The following is a 20,415-nucleotide window of genomic DNA, read 5'->3' on the forward strand; positions in this document are numbered from 1 at the left end:
CAGAACCAGTTCTTCTGGTAGCATAGGAGGCTGGGATATCTTATACCTAATAGTGAGGATATAAGAAGGTATGCTGGTAAAGCAGGTACAAAAGCGACTATCGAAGGTAAGAAATACGCTGGTGCACTGGTAATTGAGCCTCCACGAGGCATATTCTTCAATGTAACAGTACTAGATATAGCGTCACTGTACCCAAGCATAATTAAAAAATATAATTTAAGCTATGAAACGGTTGATATGCCCTGGTGTAAGTCAACAATAGATATAATTGATGAAACGGGTAGAAAACTACACGTGGTCTGCGTTGAGAAACCTGGTTTAACAGCACAGATCACGGGTATACTGAGGGATTTTAGAGTTGGAATATACAAGAAGAGAGCAAAGGATAAGACATTACCTAAAGACCTACTGGCATGGTATGACGTTGTCCAACGCGCTATAAAAGTCTTCATTAACGCGAGCTATGGCGTCTTCGGTGATGAACGATTCTCCTTATTCTCGCCAGCTGTGGCTGAAAGCGTTACAGCCATGGGTAGGAAGTCTTTTCTAACAATTATTCTCAAAGCTGCCGAACTAGGGATAAAGCCATTATATGGCGACACCGACTCTATCTTCGTGTGGAATCCTAACCAAAGCCAGCTGGAGATGCTCCAGAAATGGATACTGGAAAACCTCGGCTTGGAAATAGAGTTGGATAAGGAGTTCACATACGTGGTTTTCACAGGGTTGAAAAAGAATTACCTAGGCAGGATGAAGGACGGGGGGATCGAGATAAAGGGGCTCGTCGCAAAGAAGCGGAACACACCAGAGTTTCTTAAGGAGCTATTTAAGGAGATGCTAGAGAAGATGAAGGCTATTGAAACCCCTGAGAACTTCGTGGTGTTCGTTGACTGGCTTAGAGAGATGCTGAAAGAATATTATGATGGATTAAAGCGGAAGGAGATACCATTGGATCATCTAGCGATAAGGGTTGCATTAACCAAGCCTCCTTCAAGTTATAATAAAACGAAGCCACCACATGTAAAGGCAGCCCAGCAATTAATCGATTATGGTATCAGCGTGCAGGAAGGCGATATAATAACCTATGTTAAAGTAAAGAGCAGGGACGATTATAAGGCAATACAGTTAACCAGGCTTCATGAAGTAGATCCTGAGAAATATATTGAATTATTGAAGAGCGGGTTAGAGCAATTATTATCCGCTCTCTCCATAAAATGGGAGGACATAGTTGGAGTAAAGCTAGCAAGCTATATGTCACAAAGATAAATGGTGTTCGATATTGGAATCCCGCATTAAATTAATGTTGGCTGTAACCATTATTCTAGTGATTTTATCGATAATACTACATATGCCCATAGAAGTCCAGGAAGCGGTTTTTAAGCATGTGATACTGGGCTCCCCCCTATACAATGATGTATACGCCCTAGTTAAATACGTGTTCTATAGTGAGCCATGTAATCAAGCCAGTTGGTTCTGGATAGATAGAAACGATGCTTTTTCTCTTTGCAGGGGTGGATCAGCCCTAGTCATCCCCTTTATAGATTACAGGTTAAACCAGCCTCCCCTCGCAGGTTTCATCCTAGCATTGATCACCATGTTTGGCCTACAGTACTCGGCTGGACCAGGTGTTTTTCTAACGATCTCCTACATGCTTCACTCGATCCTCTCTGCCATTGCGATCACCTATAGTGTCTACAGGGCATCCACCCGGTTCACTGCCAGGCTCTACCCGCTCTATGCTTTAACCATTGTGGTTTATGGTGTCTACGGTTTCGACACTTATGCGCTACCATTTATTATCGAGGCCTTGATAAGTATTAGGGAGGGTAAGCTGGGTAAGGCTGGATTATTCTCAGCGCTTGGTATGTCAATAAACTTTTTCACAATGGTCTTACTGGGTTTACTAATATATCTAGTAATCAGAGACAATATGGAGGGGAAATCCGTTATCACAGGCATACTGTTCGGATTAACCCCATACTTTATTATCATATTCCTTGCCCCAGATTATCCAGGCTACATCTTAAACAACATGCTTCAACCAGCCTTTAATAACGGAGTCTTCTTACTACTCACATCAAAGCTGAGTGAGGGAGCCGCATATGCTTTCAACACTGGGCTATGGCTATTTTTGATGCTAACGCTCTACTCTATGAGCCCGCCTCTAACTACTCATGATAAAGAGGAGGTCTTGAGATACATTGCAATATTAATGTTTTCATTATACAGCATACATCCACAAATGGTTCCACAGACACTTGTAATCACGCTCCTCCCACTAATAGCAACAAAGATGCGTGGAAACACTTTATTAACCCTGCTAATAGAGGCGGCCAACGCCTTAATCATCGCCCTATGGTTTGAGGCGGCAACTATTTCCAGCTACTTATCGAGCATCCTAGGCATAGTTCCATCGCCTCAGCCAACCTCCCTAGACAACCCAGTCCAATGGGTGGTTCAATTCAGGAACGCATTAGCAGTAGTATACAGTATAGACCTACTACTGACCTCTCCCAGCCCTGAAGGATAACACAGTCTCATCAATGAAATGAAGCCGTGTGGAAACAACGCCGGGGGCGGGATTTGAACCCGCGCGGGGAATCCCCCACCGGCTTAGCAGGCCGGCGCCCTACCAGGCTAGGCGACCCCGGCTCCTGTTTTTTGAATTACATCTAAGACTTAATAACTTTTTCCCATTTAGCCTTCTTCTTTACAGATGTAAACCCAGAATAGATGTGGAGAAACTAGCAAGCCCGTCAAGAGCAGTTATTAATATAGGGTAGGTAATCTATTTAGCTGAAGGGGGTTTTATTGGTTAGGGAGAGAATACTGGTAATTGTTATCGCTGTGATTGCTATCATGGTTTTCGCTCTTAACGCGTACCACTTTGAAGAACTTGAATCGGTGAAGATGGGTAAGGGCTATGTATCTGATGAAGTATGGTATGTAGGCTCCGCACGCACTATACTCGTCAAGGTTTTCGGATTAGAACCCAGGATGCCTGAGGATAACTATGGCTACACGATAATCTATAATGGCCAGATAGATTACTCACTGATAATGAGGATAGCTGGAAAGCTCGGAGTATCCATACGGAGCGACTACAGTGATTTAAAGGCATTCTATGCTTCGGGGTACAAGGGTAATCTAACCCTTTTCATCGATGAGATTAAGAAGTATATTAGTGTAAGCGATGTAATACCCGGGTGGATGATGCCTGATCACAATGGTATAAACAACTACATCAACCAAGAGCACCCGCCGCTAGGCAAGTATATCACTGCGGCCGTAATGTACCTCGTGGGGGATCAGCCATTATACTGGAGGCTACCCGTGGTGCTGCTTGGAGCATTATCGGTAATACTGGTTTACTCATCTATGAGGAAGCTTACTGGTAATATCGTTGTTGCATTTGCTACCTCATTGCTATTCATGGTGGATCCATTGACTAGGACGCTTTTCTCCATAGTACTCCTAGATGGTTTCACAACTTTCTTCTCCATACTCTCATTCCACTACGCGGTAGACAGGAAGTACTATGAATCACTTATAGCCGGCATTATCGCTGGATTATTCAAGTTCACCGGGTTATTCACGTTGATACCACTACTAATACTTTACCTTAGGAGGGAGCTCAGGAAAAACCCCTCTTTCGCCAACCTGGCTTACACTACAATAGTATTCATACTCGCTGCCACATCACTATTCCTACTGGCATTCACATGCGTATCCATACCATTAATAAGGTATATGGGTCTAGGCAACTGGGTCAAATACTCTCTGCTCGGTTCTATAGAGTGGCATACAAGCATAAAGTGTAATGGGCCATGTCCGGGTAGTTCTTCTCCTTGGGACTGGTTTCTAGGTGTAAACGGGTTTACTGTATACGTGGATCCAACGGTGGTAGCTATGGGGTTCTACCCGTTTTGGTCCACTGTGCTAGTATCACTAGTGTTGCTGGCTCCGTTAATCATCAAGGACAAGAGGTATGGCATCCTCTGGATTTACCTGGTAGGAGTATTCACAGGCTACCTTATAGTATGGGCTATGGGAGGGAGATCACAGTATAGTTTCTACAGCATACAATTGGCTCCATTCACATACATGTACCTGGTATACATGGTTGTCTACGTGTTGAATAAGGATAACATTACCTACGTGGGTAGTTCATACAGTAAATTATTCTCCTACATCGTCAAGCTATTATTGAGTTAGGGGCATTAACTAGGTCAAGGATTTTTAAGCTTTCTGTGAAGCCCATAATATTACCGGGGTTTAATATGTCGGGTGTTATGCCGAAGATGCGTTTAATCACGGTGAAAATGCCTGAGCTCTACGTTGAAGGGATAGATGAGCTGGTCAGGATAGGTAGGTATAGTAGTAGGAGCGAGGTTATAAGGGTAGCGATCAGGGATCTACTAAAGAAGGAGCTCTGGATCAGGGAGGCCTCCGAGATATAGTTTTTCAAAAGTAGAGTCTATCTTATACACTATCCTGTATTACTCATGGAGAGTCCACGTGCCTTATCGAAAACTATTTTAACTACTGGATCAAAGGGGTCTAGAATTCTCATACTCATAGGTGGGTTGAAGTCAGGAAAGATCCTCCTCAGCACAACGAGTTTTATTGGTTGCCTATACATTAGAGGATTCACTACCTCAATTGCCATAGCGTTTTTCGAGCCACTTATATAACTGTAGTCCTCGCCGGAGACCCCTGTATCGCCTAGAGACCTGAGTTTTTTCCAAATGTATTCGGGATGCCCCTTTATAACTCTACCGGCAGTGAACTCGCCCATAACGGCCTTCACTCTCCCGGTTACATATAGTATTACTCTATCGCCTTCATCTACATATAAGCCGAGAAACCTCCTTAATTCAAACTTCTTAATTCCCGTGAATATCCTGTAAGCGTACACTGGCTTAATACTGAAGATGAACGTATTCATTTTCCGGCTTACCTCTTCCCTAGATTTATAAGGATACATGAATCTTTTATAGGATCGATGCTGAAGGTTGGTATTTCTGATTAGTGATGAATGACGCCAGGACTGAGCAGTAATGAGTGCAGGCGATATAATAAGTGAAAACGACGATGTATTAATAGTGTTTGATGAGAAAAGGAGGTTTATTGTTAAGGCTAGGAAAGAAGGAGTCCTAGGTACAGATAAAGGGGTTGTAAGGCTCAGTGATTTGATTGGGAAACCATATGGCTCCATTGTTAAAACCTCGAGAGGAATAGAAGTACTGATTCTTAAACCCCTTCCATTCGACTATTCCCTACTAGTTCAACGTGTAACACAAGTGATTTACCCGAAGGATGCCGGCTTAATGATCTACCTCTCAGGAATCAAACCCGGCTCTAAAATAGGTGAAGCCGGAGTTGGCTCTGGAGCACTCACAGTAATGCTGGCTAGTATTATTGGGGATAGTGGGTTACTATATGGATTCGATATCTCTGAGAAAAGCCTCGAAAACACGAAGACCAGGCTTGAGAGGGTTGGCTTAATCAATAGGGTTAGATTACTTAAGCATGATATAAGGGAACCGGTCTCACTAGGCGAGACCCTCGACTCATTCTTCCTGGATATACCAGATCCCTGGAACGCTGTAAACACCGTTGCAGGGTTAATAAAGACAAGCGGGACGCTATTAGTCTATGTTCCAACGATTAACCAGGTTGAAAAAACAGTGTTGAAACTACAGGAATCCGGTTGTTTCACCGATATACATTCCTATGAAGTATTACTTAGAGAGTATAAAGTAGATAGGGATGCGGTTAGACCCTTCACCAGGATGGTGGGTCACACAGGGTACATCATCTTCGCTAGGAGGATCAAGTGTAATTTAGGTACCTAATACTAGGAAACCGTTTCCCGCCCCAGGTTTTCTGGGTCTTCGTGGGGTGGTTTATCATGGTTCCTTCCCCGGCTCCCTCCCCGTGGCCAGCCATGGGTCTCGGGGAGCTAAGGGGTCGCCAATAGACTTAAAGAATCTAGCGCTTATAAATTTAAACGGGTAAAGCAAGGAGAGCATTAAGCATCCTACAAAACTCTTAAAAGACCCACAACCCAGAAAACAGTAACATACCTACAGATGCCTACCTTTAATATATAGGTACACTACATGTGTTAAGCCGTTATCATCCCTTACCTCAATCATTTTCTCATGCTTCCAGCCAGGTATCCTGAACTCGTGGCTCACGATCCTGGTTCCATCTCTTAGCTCTTTATCGAACTTGGGGCGTAGCACCTCATTGACGGATGTTAATAGGAAAAGCGTTACTATCGTTGCCTCACTGATATCGGTTTCGAAGAAGTCTCCCTGTATAACTATTGCTTTATCACTTATCCCCTCCTCGTTTATCCTTCTCACAGCCTCTTTAACCCTCTCACTATCTCTCTCGATCCCGACAGCCTTCTTCACGTTAAACTCTTTCACAGCTACTACGAGGATGCGCCCATCACCGCATCCCAAGTCATATAATACGTCATCCTTGCCTGCACCGGCAAGCTTAAGCATTTCCCTAACAACAGGATAGGGCGTAGGAACAAATGGGACAAAGTACATTGAAAACCCCTATGAACTTTCAAGCCTACTATAATTCAACTCCTAGTTCTCTCAGCTTATTAACCATGACCTCTAATGCCTTCTCCTCGTCTGGTTGTAATCTCTCGTTTAATGGAAGCTGCGAGAGAACCCATTGTACTCTTCCATCATCCAGTTCCACGAGTATCTGCGGTAACCATGACATGCCAAGGTCATCTTTATCACCATATTCTACTAGATATACGTAATCCTCCTTCCTTACCTCGAGCTCAACACCCATCTTCTTACTCAGGGCCTCAGCTATCTTTGCCCATAATTTATGGTATGGGTGGTGTTCTGCGGTCACCAATACTACCTTTCTCACTTTAACCATATGCATCCCCTACTTCACATTGTTCTCATTCATTAATCAACTTGTTTAAATATTTATCCACATCAAGGAACTGGCCTCCTCCCCGCCCTAAAAGGACGAGGCTTTCAGTTGTAATAATGCAGTAAACCTATACTACATATCACCTATCAATACTAATGAATATTCCACACCTAGAATTCGTTAAGATCACGTTAATACTTGTACATTTGAATCGCCCAGTATATACTAGTATTTAACATAGGAGCTTTTGATATCTGTGGCTGTTATGATCTTTCCTCGAATATGGAATAGCCTTAGCATCAATGAAAGCTTTATAATACGTATACGTATATGTATACTTAGGGATATATTATGGGTAGTAGGGTTGTTCCTGTTAGACTCGATGATGAAACGTTGAGACTTATTGATGAGCTCGTGAATCTAGGTGTTTATAATTCAAGAAGCGAGGCTTTAAGGGACTTGATTAGGATCGGTGTTAAGCGTGTTGGAAGAGTTAAAGTAATCATTGAGGCTGTAAACAAGCTTTTCGAGCTAGAGGAAGATGAGGGGGATATACCGATTAAACTCGAAGGTTCTCTGAAACAGTTACTAGCTGAACGGGAGAGGTTTTAAGCCTTGATCTACGTTGACACAAGTGTGATTGTTGCTGCTCTTGACCCAATGGATCCTAGAAGAGATGAGGCAAGAAAAACTCTAGAAGCCCATGAAGATAAAGTAGTGTCTGAGCTAGTGGTAACTGAACTTGCAAGCATACTTGCTAGACAACATAACCTACTTACCACTGTAAAAGATAAGCTAGAAATGAGTGAGCGTGTAACACTCATAGCCATTATCCTGTATATTATGAAAAGGTTTAACTTTAGGTATATCAATGTGAAAGGGTCTTCGAGAAGCCCAATTGGTCGATTCTATAAGCCCTTGGCGTATGGGATAGAATTAACAGGGAAATTGAGGCTTAAAACACTTGATCTACTTCACCTGGCTTACATTAAGGCCATGAAAGAACAAGGTGCACAGATACACGCTCTACTAACAGCTGATGCGGACTTTAAAAACAGCGAAGAAGACATTAGGAAAGCTCTTGGAATAACGATTAAACTATTGTCCTCCTCCCCGTCCTGAAGTAGTGAAGATCCCTTGAATGATTCATCGGTTTCCCGCATCTATTCCGGGTTACATCTGTAACTATAATCGGTAGGTTGTTTCATCGAATAACGAAAACTGTGCTCAGTAGCAACACCTGGTTTCCGACGTAGAGGTATTGACGGGAGAGATAACCCCTAGAGTATTTCCATGAAATTAACTACAACCTGTGGCACACTCAGAGATGAACTCTATAAGGTTAGAGAAGCAGTCGTCGCCTCAGAATTCGGGTGTTTTTTATCAGAGACTCTTTAAGTTATATACTAGCTTAACTCTAGAAGACTACAAATCTGGCTTGTGGACCCAGAGTCTCCGATAGTTGATGAACCGCTGTAGGCGACTCTAAGCCGCACCATGATGAACCCGAGGACATCAATAAAAACCATAAACAACAGCTCTCAGGTGAAATTGCGCTGAAAGAATATTTTCAGCACATGGAGCCGATAGTTATTGACACCTTTAGGTGAATGCAGGTTTCTCCTTCCTTTCTTCCTCGGGACGTACTTTCACTATGCCTAAGTGCACTGCACATGATATACAATAACATTTCCTCACCGGGTATTTCTGTATTATTGCCCCTTTCTTCTCAAGCTCCTCGGCTAGCTGGGGAGGCACAGGGCTATACATTCTTGTAACACATATAGCCTTATCCTCCGGAACCCTCCTCCCACACTGATCACATTGTACATATCCTACTTTACCCTTATCTCCTTTCCTCCTACCTCTACTCTCCCTCTTTTTCGGCATATTTAATCACCACTAGTTAACTGTGTGAACGTATCCCAATAAGCCATTAATAAATCTTGAATCCCATTATAAAAACCTTTGGGGAACTGTTGTGGGTTCTAAATCCTAAAGAATTTTATTAGGTTTCTAAAGTTAGTTATTGATAGAGGCAAAATAAATTACCCTGGAGATCTTTCATGAAGTGGAAGTGTAACCATTGTGGTTTCGAGGCTGACGCGTTTAGTGAATACCATTGGAGATGTCCTCGTTGTGGTGGACCCCTAGATCTTGTTTACGATGGTAAGCTTGAGAAAACCAGCTCGAAGAATATCTGGGAGAAATATGGCGGTACAATACCTTTGAAACCAGAGAAGACAAGGAGGGAGGGTAACACACCACTAGTTGAGGAGAAAATCGATGGAATGACACTTCTCTTCAAGCTTGAATACCTTAATCCAGGCGGTAGCTTCAAGGACCGGGGTTCAGCACTAGCCATATACTATGCCTATAAATTAGGCTTCAAGAATGTTATCGAGGATACCAGCGGTAACACAGGTATCTCGGTAGCCCTCTACTCAAGACTCTACGATTTAAAGACAAGAATATACATGCCTAAAACAGCCCCACCAGATAAAAAGAAGGTCATCAAGGCGCTCGATGCGGAAATAATTGAGGCCCCTACGCGAGGCGATGCAGCTGAAATGGTTTTAAAGGAGGCACTTACGGGAGCATACTACGTGGCACATACTTGGAGCTACTTCTATATAATGGGGGCGTCCACAATAGCCTGGGAGGTTCTCGAAGAGGATGTACCCGACTACGTTATATCGCCAATAGGATCAGGTGGCTTATTCCTTGGATTAGTAAAAGGATTCGAGAAGGCCCTTGAAGCAGGCTGGATAACCAAGATGCCTAGATTCATAGGTGTTCAAGGCTATAGCACACAACCAGTTTATAAAGCATTTAAAGGAGTCACTCAGCCGGGAGAGGACTCGAGTCTCGCGGATGGAATAATGGTTCCAAACCCGCCTAGACTGAATGAAATAGTTAATGCGTTGCATAAATACCAGGGAGACGTCATCCTAGTCGGCAATACCGAAATACTGAGGGCATGGAGGGAACTATGGGAGCTTGGATTCCTTGTAGAACCAACCTCTGCATCCATTTATGCTGCACTAGAAAAGATTAAGAACCAGCTTTCAGGCAAGAAAGTACTACTAGTATTAACAGGCTCAGGGCTGAAAAACATACCAGATATCTAGTTATCTAGTTAATTGGAGAAAACTGTTAAATATAGAAGTTATAATACTTAACAAGAAGCCGTGGACGTAGCCCCATGGATCAACCAGGACAACCGGCCAGAGCCTTATCCACGCCGGTTCAACCCCGGTTAAACCCATGAACGCTGGTGTCCAGGGTTAGGTTGCTCCCTTCCGGGCCTGGCCGGGTTCCCCTGGCTAAGGTGGTTCACCCCCTCCCTCCAGAGGGGGCTCCACCTCCACCAGCCCCATGGGGCGGGGGTCATTACCTGACGTGGGGGATGGCCGGTTGTCCTGGTTGATCCATGGTTATCTGACCCGGCTAGAGCCGGGCCCTCCCTACGTCCACGGCATAATAATATTATTGCATCAGAGATTATTAATCATGTTTTCATGGTTCTATGGGAGCAGTATTAAGAGCAGTATTATTACGCCGATGATGTTTATTATGTTTCCATACTTGTTTCCAGCGAGCTCGTTGATTATTCTACCACCATCGGTTATGAATAATGGTGCGGCATTAAGTATTGAGAGGCTTAAGTTAATCGTGTACATCCATAGTAAGAACTTGTAGAGTAGGAACGCGGGTAACCCGCCTAAGTACTCGAGGAGCTCTATTCTAGGCGAGCTAGACAAGTATATCCCTATCCTCTCATCATTCACTCCAATAGGGATGACTAAATTCACGTAACCTGTATCCCTTCTCCAAACAGTTAAATTAAGCGATGTCGGCTTTGCGATCATCTTGACAACAGGTATATCGTTTATACTTTTAACCAGACTCCCATTTATACTCGTAATCACATCGTATGCATGTATACCATATCTGTATGCTGGGCTCCCTGGTTCTACATCGGTCACTAACATACCTATTGGAGACTTTGCTAGTGGTAATAGTACAAGGGATACTGTTGCTAGGATAAGGTTTACCGCGACACCAGCTGAAAGAACTCCGAGACGCTTTAAAACCCTAGTTCTCCGGAACTCCTCTTCCTCAACCTCCACGTATGCGAGTGGTATGATGAGGGCAAGCATGATGCCGAAGGATTTAACTGGTATACCGTTCCTTATAGCCAACCGCGCATGGAAGAGTTCATGTAGTGATGCACTAATGCTTGCAGCAATAATGAATAGTAATGCATCCATGCCAACAACGTTTACCCCGGGTACGAGTACTACAACCCCTGTACTACCTATATAGAGCCTATTGAGTATGGAGATAGCCACCATATAGAAGAATAGAGTCAGGGAGACGAAGTAGAGTATTGTTAGAACTATATTATGCAGCAACCCAGCCTCCCCAGAGGGAGAAGCCCTCCCCTCTGTCTTTCTCTTGATCACTAACACTACATACCCATGTATCTCAATACTACTATACTTACCCGCAAGGAAGTACCTATAAAACAAGTTCACGACAACCCAAAACGCTAGCAGTGAGGCAATAAAGATGTATAGTATATCCAAGCGTTTCACCAGATATATTCTTCAAAGTATAATACCCTCCACCCTATTTAATACCTTGAATCACTCATATATGATAAATCGAGTCAGTCGCCAATATATAAAACGAGAATAAGGAGATCAAACAGTATAGAAGGCATTAAGGGTATTGAACGGTGCCAGCCTTTGAAGAGGATTCAACCACAGACAACACCCGAATTTAGAGAAGTAGTATACACTCCAGACCACTGGGAACTACTTAAGAAGCTCAGGGAGAAAGCAGTGGAATTACTAAAGATATTCGTGGACAACGGGTTAAACGCTTACGTTCATGGTAGTATAGCCAGGGGTGATGTATGGAGAGGAAGCGATATAGATGTATTTATCCCGGACACCATACCCAGCTATATTATTGAGACAATACTAGAGAAACATGGTGTTAAACCCTATGAACGCGTAATAATAATGGCTACCCCATCAAACACGCCTAAGGCATACATAATCCTTGACCAAGAGGAAAGAATAAGCGTGAGCTTTCCCCTATTGAAGCTCAAGCCGAGGGAATACGAGTTCTATAGATTTGGAGGTGTACTAGGCTACAACGGAATATTAGAGGGTAAGAGAGTCCCCGGCGTTAACAAGTCACTTATATTCATAGATCCCACTATTAAAGGACATTATGAACTACCTGTGAAAGGCTTTGAGGAATACGTTGCAAGGAGGCTCGATATAAGCATAGAGACCGTGCTGGAAAGAGAGAGAGTCTTAACCAGGAGAAGCAGTATAGGGAGAACAGGCGTCTTCATCAAGTATTACCTGGCATCCGATGAAACATTCGAGGACGCGTTGAGAGAGCTATCGCGAGAGAATGGTGTGTTAAGGAGAATGCTCTCCACGAAATAACCTATACCTGAGCACTGCTATTACCCCGCCGAACCCTTGGACCTCGAGGCCTACATCGCTTTTCCCGGGGACTATTACCACCTCTGCACCGGTTTCATATGCTTTCTCAAGGATCTCGTATACGCGGGCGCGCCTTTCATCATCGGGCTCGTGAAGTAGGTCACCGGCTACAACAATTCTTGAGACAGCTGCGTACACTACCGCCTCGTATACATCATCCACGCCGTATGCTACGAGCTGAGGATCCTTTATAATGAGCCTCTTAAACTCCTCAACTACTTCTTTAGCCTTAACAATACTTAAATCCCCGACAACCTGTTTAACCACATCCCTGCCAAGTAGCTCTGAAATCCCCTGGCATCCCCCTGTAGAGGTTGTATCCAGGTATACATGTTTCCTGTTGTCTCTCCCTATGTTTTCACCGAGCTTGTTCTTCAAGTCGCCTGGTCCAGCAATTATCACTGCATCTATTTCCTCCTGCTGTATAACATTATTTAATGCCGAGGCTACCTTACTTAGGTATTCGTCCAATATTTCCTCGTGTTCAACCCTATACATTTTTCCCGGGAGATCTGACTGTATCTCACTATGGTGTTTCACTCCTTGCTCGGTTAAAACGGCTATACATGCGCTATCATAGTCTATTGACACTAATAGTATTCTCCTCCTTCTAACCCCCTTCTTCAAGAGGTCTAGACTATGCTTACTCCAGGTTTCTCTCACTATGGCTAACTGGTCTCCCACACCAATAGCGATCGTGTGATAGTGACCCTTTACCCCGAATTCCTCTGGCCCCTCCACAACAATACCTCTGATCCTCAGCTTCTCCGTGAACTCCTGGAATTCAATTGCCTCGACGCGTAGCCCGAGAACCATCGGTATCCTTCTACTACTGCCACCCTCACCCGGCTTAACCTCCCTGCTCGTTCTAGCGTAGACTATATCCCCCTTTCTAAGAACCATGAATAATATCCATAAGTCATCGATGTCCTCCACTAGGATCCTTATGTATCCATTTCTCAAGTCCTCCTCCAGTACCCTCATCAACTACACCTTCAGCTGACACAGCATCTGCATGCTTTCTCTATAGTAATAGCTTTATGAGCGTATTAAGATATCATATTATTGAAGCGTGAAAAAACAATGGAGATCGAATTTTACCTTTTAGACGTAACTTATGAGGTTGTTGGCAAGGAACCCCATGTAATCCTATGGGGTATCACACGTAATGGTGAACGAGTAGTACTTAGAGACAGGAGGTTCCGTCCATATTTTTACGCCATTATAAATGAGAGGATAGATGCTGAAACCGTAGCCAGGAAGATAAGAGCCTTCAGCGAGGCTGAGTCGCCTATAATCGAGGTGAAGCCGACTGAGAAGAAGTACTTCGGGAAACCAGTTAAAGCATTAAGGATCACAACCGTGATCCCAGAGTATGTTAGAAAGTATAGGGAGAGGATAAAGGAGATTAGTGAGGTAGTAGATGTACTAGAGGCTGATATAAGGTTCAGCATGAGGTATCTCCTAGACCACGGGTTAGAGCCATGTGGATGGCATATTGCAGAAGTGATGGAGGCCCCTGTTCCAGCTAAATACAGGGCCACACGCTTCTACGAGGTTGTAAGCTCCATTAAACCCATAGGGGATACTAGGCCGCCTAAGGATCTACGGGTAATGGCGTTCGATATAGAGGTATACAGTGAAACCGGTACACCCCATCCGGAGAGAGACCCCGTTATAATAATAGGGGGGAAAACAAGCAGCGGCGAGGTCAAGCAGTTTATAGCTGAAGAATTAAGCGATAAAGATGTCATCACGGAATTCACAGACTATATCCTCAGGTACGACCCCGATATAATAGTGGGGTATAACAGTAGCAGGTTCGACTGGCCCTACCTAATGGAGCGTGCACGAGTAAACAACTTAAAGCTTGATGTAGGCCGTAGACGGGATGGACAGCCCTCTCAAAGCACTTATGGACACATATCAATACCTGGAAGAATCCATGTGGATCTCTTGAACTTCGCTGAAGAAATACCAGAGGTGAAGTTAAAGAGCCTGGACATCGTGGCTGACTATCTAGGTGTAATGAAGAGAAGTGAGAGAGTACTCATCGACTACATAGAGTTCCCAAGGTACTGGAGAGATCCGGCAAGAAAACCCTTGTTGTTGCGATATAATTTAGATGATGTAGAGTCAACAATGGGTCTGGCAGAGAAGTTCCTGCCTTTTGCAATGCAGTTGTCGAGTATAACAGGGCTTCCCCTGGATCAAGTTGGAGCGGCCAGCGTGGGGAATAGGCTTGAATGGTTTTTAATGAGGGAGGCCTTCCGCAGGGATGAATTGATCCCGAATAGAATTGAGAAAGAGGTCGAGCCCTACAAGGGGGCGGTGGTGCTGCAGCCATTACCTGGTATACACGAGAACATTGCTGTACTGGATTTCACAAGCATGTACCCTAACATTATGATAAAGTACAATATTGGGCCAGACACCATCATAAGGGAGGGTGTATGCCGTGAGAGTGAACACTATGTAGCACCCGAGGTTAAGCACTGCTTCCTGAGGGAGCCACCTGGATTCTTCAAAGGCGTACTTCAGATACTGCTCTCACTGAGGAAACAGATAAGGGGGGAGATGAAGAAGTATAAGACGGATTCACCGGAGTATAGATTGCTTGATGAGAGACAGAAGGCGATCAAGGTATTAGCTAACGCGACATACGGGTACATGGGGTGGGTAGCAGCTAGATGGTATTGCAAGGAGTGCGCGGAAGCTGTTACAGCATGGGGCCGTAGAACAATATTAAGTGTCATAGATTACGCTAGGGTAATAGGGCTTAAAGTAATATATGGCGACACCGACTCCCTCTTTGTTGAAAACATACCTGATAAAATAACCAGGCTCTCAGAGTACGTCGAACGCGAGCTGGGCTTCGAGATAAAAATAGACAAGGTGTATAAGAGGGTCTTCTTCACAGAGGCAAAGAAACGGTATGCCGGGCTACTTGAAGACGGACGAGTAGACATAGTTGGATTCGAGGCTGTGAGAGGAGACTGGGCTGAGATAGCTAAGGAGGTACAGGAGAAGGTAACCGAGATCCTATTAAGCGAGAAAAACATCGAGAAGGCAATAGAATACGTGAGAAACATCATAGCGGAGTTGAACCAGGGTAGAATACCCCTTGAAAAACTAATTATATGGAAGACCCTTACGAAAAGCGTTGAGGAATACGAGGCGGAAGCCCCCCATGTGAATGCAGCTAGAAAAATGAAGAGGATGGGTATGAAGATAGAGGTCGGTGATAAAATAGGATATATTGTTGTAAAGGGCTCCGGCAAGATATCCGATAGAGCCGAACCCTATATGTTCGTGAAGGACCCCAAGCTAGTGGACACTATATATTATATTGATCACCAAATAATACCTGCCGCACTAAGGATCCTAGAGTATTTTGGAGTAACCGATACACAATTGAAAAAAGTAGCCAGCACAGCTGGCAGGAAAAGCCTGTTCGACTACACCAAGAAGACATAACCTCTTCCCGCCCTTGAGGGCGAGGGCTTCCAGTTGTAAGTGTAGATTTATAAGGTTATGCTTGATTAGGTCATTAAGTAGATCCAGTAATAATTAGTATGCAATGATAATTTATTAGGTGGGATCGTATGAGCGAGACAGCGCATAAAATACTCGAAGAAAACCTTGGGAAACATGTCTTGATAAAAACCAAGGATAATATCCCGCTTAGAGGAAAGCTTAGAAGCTTTGACCAGCATTTAAACATAGTGCTGGATGATGCTGAGGAAATACTGAGCAATGGCTCCACGAGAAAACTAGGCACGATCGTCATCAGGGGAGACACCGTTGTATTGATCTCACCCCTCGGAGAGTAAAGGTGACACGGGTGAGCTAAATGGTTAAAGGCACAACCAGTATGGGTAAACACGGGAGGAGTAAAACACATATACGATGCCGTAGGTGCGGGCGTCATAGTTTCAATGTCGCTAAGGGATACTGTGCTGCATGCGGCTTCGGCAGGAGTAAGAGGATTAGACACTACAACTGGGCCAATAAGAAGGTTAACAGGATAAGAATAGTATAATAGGGTTTCCGATAATTATTTCAAATAAACACCATGTAATATTAGTCCCTTACAACAAAATCTATTTTGATGGTGTATAGTAAATGGCCAAGTATCTTATAAGGGCTAGGATAGAAATCGATGGCGTAGTCGAGAAGCACGATATAATTGGCGCCATCTTTGGGCAGACTGAAGGATTATTTGGAAACGAGTTCGATCTAAGGGTGTTACAGGATAAGGGGCGTATAGGTAGAATACAGGTTAATACTAAGACCCAGGGCAGTAAGACCACCGGCGAGATCCTGATCCCAAGTAACCTCGATCGTGTGGAGACAGCATTACTTGCCGCATTAATTGAGACCGTTGATAAAGTAGGCCCCTACGACGCATCTATATCAATAGTAGACATAGTAGACTTAAGGATGGAGAAGATAAAGAAGATAATGGAGAGGACAGTAGAAATACTTAGAAGATGGGGTAAGGAGAAGACCCCGGATGTAAAAGAGCTCATTAAGTCGATCCAGGAATACCTGAAGGTCCCCGAGCCCGTCTCATATGGGCCTGAGGAACTTCCGGCAGGACCCGATGTCGATAAAGCTGAGGAAATAATAATCGTGGAGGGGAGGGCAGACGTTATAAACCTGTTGCGCTATGGGTACACCAACATAATAGCTCTAGGAGGCGCTAGGAGAGTACCGGATACTATTAAAAAGCTTGCTGAGCTGAAGAAGACAACGCTATTCGTGGATGGGGATCATGGCGGAGACTTAATAATGAAGGAAGTACTGAGGAACGCGAAGATAGACTATATAGCGCGTGCGCCACCTGGTCGCGAGGTAGAGGAGTTAAGTAGTCGTGAAATAGAGGAGGCACTAAAGAAGAAAATAGAGATCTTCCAGTACCTAGAAGAGCAGGTTAAACAAGGCAACAAGGAGGCTCAGTTGCTCATACAAATACAGAGGAGGCTTCATAAGCTACCTGAAGAGGTGGTTAAACCTCCTGAGAAGGTTGCAAAGGAAATCACCGAGACACTATCTCTCCCTGTTAAATTAATTGAGGATATCAAGAGCCTATATGGAACGCTCGAAGCCATATTTTACTCTAGCCAGTGGGACCAAGTAAAAAGGATACCCGTGAGAGATCTCGTCTCAGAGATTCAGGCTTCCGAGCCTGAGAAAATACACGCCATTGTATTTGATGGTATTATAACTCAGAGACTGATTGATGCCGTAGTGGAGAAACGGGTTAAAATACTGATTGGAGCCAGGCTGGGGAAAATAACGTTTAAAACACCCGAGCTAACTATTCTAACTTTTAACGAGCTCGCCTGAGACCCGTTATAGTGGCTTGGTTCTGGTTTACACCTACTTTTCAACCAATAAATACAACCTATGGCTAAACTAGGTGTTAAACCATGAAACGCTACCCGCTCTCCAAGAAGGATAAGAAGCAATTCATCAAGGAGTTCCAGAGGTATGGGTTGCCGGTTTCAGAGGAGGATCTATTCGAGTACTATGAGGACGGGGGCAATATATTTATACTTGTAAATAAGACACCTGCTCTTCTCAAACACGGTGATCAATGGATACCCTGTCTAAGATACCTCCTTAAAAACCCTCAACACTCAATCACGCTGCCAAGCATCATAGTTGATAAAGGCGCTGTACAAGCGCTTCTAAGAGGAGCCGACTTAATGGTGCCTGGTATAAGGAGTATTATAGGCGACTTCAAAGTCGGCGATATAGTCGTCATCATAGATGAAGAAACCAGGAGGTCTATCGCTATTGGATCAGCGCTAATAGACTCGGAGGTCATTAAGAACGGTAGTGTTAAGAAGGGGAAGGCAGTTAAAATCCTGCATCACCTCAACGATGAATACTATAAAGCAATATAGGTATTGATGGAAAGGTTAAATTTAAAATAAGACTTAAGTCTTTTAATGTATCCCGGTTGAAACACTATATACAACACGAATGCTCATGGTGAGCTATATGGCTTTAAGCAAGGGCGACTTCGTATTGGTGGAATATAATGTACGGGTAAAGGATACAAACACATTGCTTGACACCACGGACGCCGAGCTAGCCAAGAAGGAAAACATCTACGAAGCCGATAGGGTCTATGGCCCCACATTATTAATCATTGGTAGAGGCTGGCTCAACGAGAATGTTGAAGAAGAACTATTAAAACATGATGTGGGAAGCGAGGTAGAGGTTGAGCTACCTCCTGAAAAAGCATTTGGTGAGAGATCCCCTGATAAAATCAAGACATTTAGTCTAAGAGAATTCCAGAAGAGAGGGTACAGCATTAACGTGGGCGACGTCGTCGAGATCGGTGGTGCCCGCGGGGTGGTTAAGAGTATCAGCGGTGGAAGAGTCACAATCGACTTCAACCACCCGCTCGCCGGTAAGACACTCGTGTATAAGGTTAAAATAGTCAAGAAGCTCGAGAACACCATTGAGAAGATTAAGGCATTATCATCTAGATACCTGAAGATACCTGGTGAGGAAATAGAGGTAAGCCTCAGCGAGGCAGAGAAAAAACTATTTGTAACGATACCTGGTAAATACCTGTCAAAGAAGGATATAAGTTACTCTAAGATAGCTCTAGCAGCAGACATCATGGAGTTATTCAAGGATACAGTCTCATCCATAGTCTTCCAGGAAGTAGTAAGCAGGAGCTAAAAGTTTTTGAAATCAAATAATACCTGTCTCCCTTAAGATCCTGTAAGCAGCCTCCTGTGTTAACCCTGTCTCGCCAAGTATAGTGTATCTTTCAGGCCTAATGGTGTGTGCTATCGTTAAAGCCTTCACTACTTCCTCTGGGCTGAAGCCTAGATCCCTTGCAGTCGTCGGCAACCCTATTCTCTGCATTACATCCCTGACGAGCCTCCATCTGCTATCACCGTAAATATACAGCATTATTATTGTCCCCAAGGCGACTTGCTCACCGTGTAGCGCCCTACCCGGAGCCACCAAGTCTAATGCATGGCTAAAGAGGTGCTCGCTACCGCTCGCAGGCCTGCTTGACCCGGCTATACACATGGCTACACCGCTGCTAATTAATGCTTCAACAAGGATTCTCAACCCTTCCCTAGACCCAGATCCTATCAGCTCGTGGTATTTCAAGACGTGTTTAGCGCTTAACAATGCTAACTGGGCAGCGTATTCACCATAGTATTCCCCCTTTAACTTGTGGGCTAGACGCCAGTCTTTAACGGCTACGAGCTTACCGAGTAGATCGCCCACACCTGATAAAATCAGGCGTCTGGGTGCTGTGGATATTAGGTCTGTATCCGCTATGATGGCGAAGGGGGTTCTGGTATATATGCTCGTGGGCCTTGAAGTCCCTTTAAGGCTTGCAAAGGGGCTTGCTATGCCATCGTGGCTGGGTGCTAATGGCACGCTCACAACGTCTATATTGTTTTTAAACGCAATGTATTTCGCTACATCTATAACACGTCCTCCCCCAACACCTATGACTAAGCCTATGTTGTTCTCCCTGGCCTTCAACGATATCTTCTCGGCTGTTGAGATCGAGGCGTCTCCGGCTATCCAGGTCTCTACTTTACTATGTCCACCGAGGTACTCCTCGACTATCCTACCACCGATCCTATAGGTGTTTTCACCGGTTACTACCCCTATATTCTTCGATCTCCCAGCTACCTCGTTAACGATTTCCACGATACTCTTGATGGCGCCTGGGCCAATAATTACCTTGCTCGGCAGGATTATCCTGTGAATACTCTCCAAGACCACACACCAGTCTTTAACATCTTTATAATACCAAATAAGCCTCGCCAAATTATTTCCTAATTTTATAGCAATTTATATGTGTTGGTGTTAGTCTTCCGCTATTATTATTGCATATACTTTTTGCCGTGTAGGTGTTTCATCTTCCCGAAACACCCGGGATAAGGGGGCGAGGCTGATTCGAGAAGAC

23 protein-coding genes, 1 tRNA gene and 1 other RNA gene are annotated in these 20,415 nt (G+C 44.2%); 15 read left to right on the forward strand and 10 right to left on the reverse strand.

Translation table 11 applies throughout. The features are described from left to right. Window positions 1-99 precede the first annotated feature (99 nt). Both ACP5N5_RS01315 and ACP5N5_RS01320 read left to right on the forward strand, forming a co-directional pair. Window positions 100-1,266, forward strand: a complete 1,167-nt coding sequence (locus tag ACP5N5_RS01315; RefSeq protein ID WP_428131674.1) for a type B DNA-directed DNA polymerase — start codon at window positions 100-102, stop codon at window positions 1,264-1,266. Between the two features lie 13 nt (window positions 1,267-1,279). After that, entirely contained in the window at window positions 1,280-2,530 is a 1,251-nt protein-coding gene (locus ACP5N5_RS01320; protein WP_428131627.1) for a hypothetical protein, read from the forward strand. 38 nt (window positions 2,531-2,568) lie between these two features. Here ACP5N5_RS01320 and ACP5N5_RS01325 read toward each other — a convergent pair. Then, window positions 2,569-2,652: transfer RNA gene (locus tag ACP5N5_RS01325), tRNA-Ser, on the reverse strand. Between the two features lie 159 nt (window positions 2,653-2,811). On the opposite strand from ACP5N5_RS01325, the gene ACP5N5_RS01330 reads away from it, so the two are divergent. After that, the gene (locus ACP5N5_RS01330; RefSeq protein WP_428131630.1) at window positions 2,812-4,215 is read left to right on the forward strand and encodes a glycosyltransferase family 39 protein; all 1,404 of its coding nucleotides are present in this window, start codon (window positions 2,812-2,814) and stop codon (window positions 4,213-4,215) included. A 65-nt stretch (window positions 4,216-4,280) separates the two neighbouring features. Continuing rightward, on the forward strand, window positions 4,281-4,460 hold the full coding sequence (locus ACP5N5_RS01335) for a ribbon-helix-helix domain-containing protein (RefSeq protein ID WP_042666760.1): 180 nt from the start codon (window positions 4,281-4,283) through the stop codon (window positions 4,458-4,460). Window positions 4,461-4,489: 29 nt separating this feature from the next. Here the strand turns inward: ACP5N5_RS01335 and ACP5N5_RS01340 are convergent, their stop codons facing one another. Next, the gene (locus ACP5N5_RS01340) at window positions 4,490-4,948 is read right to left on the reverse strand and encodes a DNA-binding protein (protein ID WP_428131634.1); all 459 of its coding nucleotides are present in this window, start codon (window positions 4,946-4,948) and stop codon (window positions 4,490-4,492) included. A gap of 112 nt (window positions 4,949-5,060) precedes the next feature. Between ACP5N5_RS01340 and ACP5N5_RS01345 the strand changes: the two genes are divergently transcribed. Further along, a complete protein-coding gene (locus ACP5N5_RS01345; RefSeq protein WP_276813870.1) occupies window positions 5,061-5,858 on the forward strand; it encodes a tRNA (adenine-N1)-methyltransferase in 798 nt (265 codons plus the stop codon). A gap of 231 nt (window positions 5,859-6,089) precedes the next feature. On the opposite strand, the gene ACP5N5_RS01350 is transcribed toward ACP5N5_RS01345, so the two are convergent. Further along, on the reverse strand, window positions 6,090-6,569 hold the full coding sequence (locus ACP5N5_RS01350; protein WP_276814491.1) for a protein-lysine N-methyltransferase: 480 nt from the start codon (window positions 6,567-6,569) through the stop codon (window positions 6,090-6,092). Window positions 6,570-6,597: 28 nt separating this feature from the next. Continuing rightward, window positions 6,598-6,921: a hypothetical protein gene (locus tag ACP5N5_RS01355; RefSeq protein ID WP_042666757.1), complete on the reverse strand. Its 324-nt coding sequence runs from the start codon at window positions 6,919-6,921 to the stop codon at window positions 6,598-6,600. 351 nt (window positions 6,922-7,272) lie between these two features. Here ACP5N5_RS01355 and ACP5N5_RS01360 point away from each other — a divergent pair, with 351 nt between their 5' ends. Together ACP5N5_RS01360 and ACP5N5_RS01365 are read left to right on the forward strand one after the other, a co-directional pair. Then, window positions 7,273-7,533, forward strand: coding sequence for a ribbon-helix-helix domain-containing protein (locus tag ACP5N5_RS01360; protein WP_012608971.1), 261 nt, complete (start codon window positions 7,273-7,275; stop codon window positions 7,531-7,533). Window positions 7,534-7,536: 3 nt separating this feature from the next. Continuing rightward, window positions 7,537-8,043: a type II toxin-antitoxin system VapC family toxin gene (locus ACP5N5_RS01365; RefSeq protein ID WP_428131643.1), complete on the forward strand. Its 507-nt coding sequence runs from the start codon at window positions 7,537-7,539 to the stop codon at window positions 8,041-8,043. A 284-nt stretch (window positions 8,044-8,327) separates the two neighbouring features. On the opposite strand, the gene ACP5N5_RS01370 is transcribed toward ACP5N5_RS01365, so the two are convergent. Together ACP5N5_RS01370 and ACP5N5_RS01375 are read right to left on the reverse strand one after the other, a co-directional pair. Beyond that, window positions 8,328-8,450, reverse strand: coding sequence for a hypothetical protein (locus tag ACP5N5_RS01370; protein ID WP_269479108.1), 123 nt, complete (start codon window positions 8,448-8,450; stop codon window positions 8,328-8,330). A gap of 73 nt (window positions 8,451-8,523) precedes the next feature. Continuing rightward, window positions 8,524-8,811, reverse strand: coding sequence for a 30S ribosomal protein S26e (locus tag ACP5N5_RS01375; protein WP_012608969.1), 288 nt, complete (start codon window positions 8,809-8,811; stop codon window positions 8,524-8,526). A 176-nt stretch (window positions 8,812-8,987) separates the two neighbouring features. Between ACP5N5_RS01375 and ACP5N5_RS01380 the strand changes: the two genes are divergently transcribed. Next, window positions 8,988-10,052 (forward strand): threonine synthase, encoded by a 1,065-nt coding sequence (locus tag ACP5N5_RS01380; protein WP_428131649.1) that lies wholly within the window; start codon window positions 8,988-8,990, stop codon window positions 10,050-10,052. A 61-nt stretch (window positions 10,053-10,113) separates the two neighbouring features. On the opposite strand, the gene ffs is transcribed toward ACP5N5_RS01380, so the two are convergent. Together ffs and ACP5N5_RS01390 are read right to left on the reverse strand one after the other, a co-directional pair. Further along, window positions 10,114-10,397, reverse strand: an RNA gene (ffs, locus tag ACP5N5_RS01385) — signal recognition particle sRNA. Window positions 10,398-10,448: 51 nt separating this feature from the next. After that, window positions 10,449-11,513, reverse strand: coding sequence for a site-2 protease family protein (locus ACP5N5_RS01390; RefSeq protein ID WP_428131651.1), 1,065 nt, complete (start codon window positions 11,511-11,513; stop codon window positions 10,449-10,451). Between the two features lie 162 nt (window positions 11,514-11,675). Here ACP5N5_RS01390 and ACP5N5_RS01395 point away from each other — a divergent pair, with 162 nt between their 5' ends. Continuing rightward, window positions 11,676-12,392: a nucleotidyltransferase domain-containing protein gene (locus tag ACP5N5_RS01395; RefSeq protein WP_012608964.1), complete on the forward strand. Its 717-nt coding sequence runs from the start codon at window positions 11,676-11,678 to the stop codon at window positions 12,390-12,392. Here the strand turns inward: ACP5N5_RS01395 and ACP5N5_RS01400 are convergent. Then, entirely contained in the window at window positions 12,366-13,436 is a 1,071-nt protein-coding gene (locus ACP5N5_RS01400; protein ID WP_428131658.1) for an mRNA surveillance protein pelota, read from the reverse strand. The two genes, ACP5N5_RS01395 and ACP5N5_RS01400, sit on opposite strands and share 27 nt — an antisense overlap. Before the next feature lie 99 nt (window positions 13,437-13,535). Between ACP5N5_RS01400 and ACP5N5_RS01405 the strand changes: the two genes are divergently transcribed. The 6 genes from ACP5N5_RS01405 to ACP5N5_RS01430 all read left to right on the forward strand — a co-directional run bounded on the left by ACP5N5_RS01405 (window position 13,536) and on the right by ACP5N5_RS01430 (window position 19,157). Next, window positions 13,536-15,929: a DNA-directed DNA polymerase gene (locus ACP5N5_RS01405; protein WP_428131661.1), complete on the forward strand. Its 2,394-nt coding sequence runs from the start codon at window positions 13,536-13,538 to the stop codon at window positions 15,927-15,929. 128 nt (window positions 15,930-16,057) lie between these two features. After that, the gene (locus ACP5N5_RS01410; protein WP_012608961.1) at window positions 16,058-16,285 is read left to right on the forward strand and encodes an LSM domain-containing protein; all 228 of its coding nucleotides are present in this window, start codon (window positions 16,058-16,060) and stop codon (window positions 16,283-16,285) included. Between the two features lie 20 nt (window positions 16,286-16,305). After that, complete coding sequence (locus tag ACP5N5_RS01415; protein ID WP_012608960.1) at window positions 16,306-16,494, forward strand: 50S ribosomal protein L37e; 189 nt, start codon at window positions 16,306-16,308, stop codon at window positions 16,492-16,494. A gap of 83 nt (window positions 16,495-16,577) precedes the next feature. After that, a complete protein-coding gene (dnaG, locus tag ACP5N5_RS01420) occupies window positions 16,578-17,804 on the forward strand; it encodes a DNA primase DnaG (protein ID WP_012608959.1) in 1,227 nt (408 codons plus the stop codon). 83 nt (window positions 17,805-17,887) lie between these two features. Then, window positions 17,888-18,367: a DUF1947 domain-containing protein gene (locus tag ACP5N5_RS01425; RefSeq protein WP_428131669.1), complete on the forward strand. Its 480-nt coding sequence runs from the start codon at window positions 17,888-17,890 to the stop codon at window positions 18,365-18,367. A 97-nt stretch (window positions 18,368-18,464) separates the two neighbouring features. Then, window positions 18,465-19,157, forward strand: coding sequence for an FKBP-type peptidyl-prolyl cis-trans isomerase (locus tag ACP5N5_RS01430; protein WP_042666748.1), 693 nt, complete (start codon window positions 18,465-18,467; stop codon window positions 19,155-19,157). A gap of 12 nt (window positions 19,158-19,169) precedes the next feature. Here ACP5N5_RS01430 and ACP5N5_RS01435 read toward each other — a convergent pair whose 3' ends face one another. Beyond that, a complete protein-coding gene (locus tag ACP5N5_RS01435) occupies window positions 19,170-20,225 on the reverse strand; it encodes an NAD(P)-dependent glycerol-1-phosphate dehydrogenase (protein ID WP_084322049.1) in 1,056 nt (351 codons plus the stop codon). Between the last annotated feature and the right edge of the window lie 190 nt (window positions 20,226-20,415).

The sequence above is a fragment of the Desulfurococcus sp. genome (genome assembly GCF_049970475.1).
In the GTDB taxonomy this organism is placed as follows: Archaea; Thermoproteota; Thermoprotei_A; order Sulfolobales; family Desulfurococcaceae; genus Desulfurococcus; species Desulfurococcus amylolyticus.

Bases quoted from the DNA above. Each gene is read 5' to 3' on its own strand.
- ACP5N5_RS01410 (WP_012608961.1), top strand. From the start codon at position 16,058: ATGAGCGAGACAGCGCATAAAATACTCGAAGAAAACCTTGGGAAACAT.
- ACP5N5_RS01405 (WP_428131661.1), top strand. From the start codon at position 13,536: ATGGAGATCGAATTTTACCTTTTAGACGTAACTTATGAGGTTGTTGGC.
- ACP5N5_RS01360 (WP_012608971.1), top strand. From the start codon at position 7,273: ATGGGTAGTAGGGTTGTTCCTGTTAGACTCGATGATGAAACGTTGAGA.
- dnaG (WP_012608959.1), top strand. From the start codon at position 16,578: ATGGCCAAGTATCTTATAAGGGCTAGGATAGAAATCGATGGCGTAGTC.
- ACP5N5_RS01425 (WP_428131669.1), top strand. From the start codon at position 17,888: ATGAAACGCTACCCGCTCTCCAAGAAGGATAAGAAGCAATTCATCAAG.
- ACP5N5_RS01430 (WP_042666748.1), top strand. From the start codon at position 18,465: ATGGCTTTAAGCAAGGGCGACTTCGTATTGGTGGAATATAATGTACGG.
- ACP5N5_RS01375 (WP_012608969.1), bottom strand. From the start codon at position 8,811: ATGCCGAAAAAGAGGGAGAGTAGAGGTAGGAGGAAAGGAGATAAGGGT.
- ACP5N5_RS01400 (WP_428131658.1), bottom strand. From the start codon at position 13,436: ATGAGGGTACTGGAGGAGGACTTGAGAAATGGATACATAAGGATCCTA.
- ACP5N5_RS01380 (WP_428131649.1), top strand. From the start codon at position 8,988: ATGAAGTGGAAGTGTAACCATTGTGGTTTCGAGGCTGACGCGTTTAGT.
- ACP5N5_RS01370 (WP_269479108.1), bottom strand. From the start codon at position 8,450: ATGGTTTTTATTGATGTCCTCGGGTTCATCATGGTGCGGCTTAGAGTC.
- ACP5N5_RS01345 (WP_276813870.1), top strand. From the start codon at position 5,061: ATGAGTGCAGGCGATATAATAAGTGAAAACGACGATGTATTAATAGTG.
- ACP5N5_RS01340 (WP_428131634.1), bottom strand. From the start codon at position 4,948: ATGAATACGTTCATCTTCAGTATTAAGCCAGTGTACGCTTACAGGATA.
- ACP5N5_RS01355 (WP_042666757.1), bottom strand. From the start codon at position 6,921: ATGGTTAAAGTGAGAAAGGTAGTATTGGTGACCGCAGAACACCACCCA.
- ACP5N5_RS01350 (WP_276814491.1), bottom strand. From the start codon at position 6,569: ATGTACTTTGTCCCATTTGTTCCTACGCCCTATCCTGTTGTTAGGGAA.
- ACP5N5_RS01335 (WP_042666760.1), top strand. From the start codon at position 4,281: ATGTCGGGTGTTATGCCGAAGATGCGTTTAATCACGGTGAAAATGCCT.
- ACP5N5_RS01415 (WP_012608960.1), top strand. From the start codon at position 16,306: ATGGTTAAAGGCACAACCAGTATGGGTAAACACGGGAGGAGTAAAACA.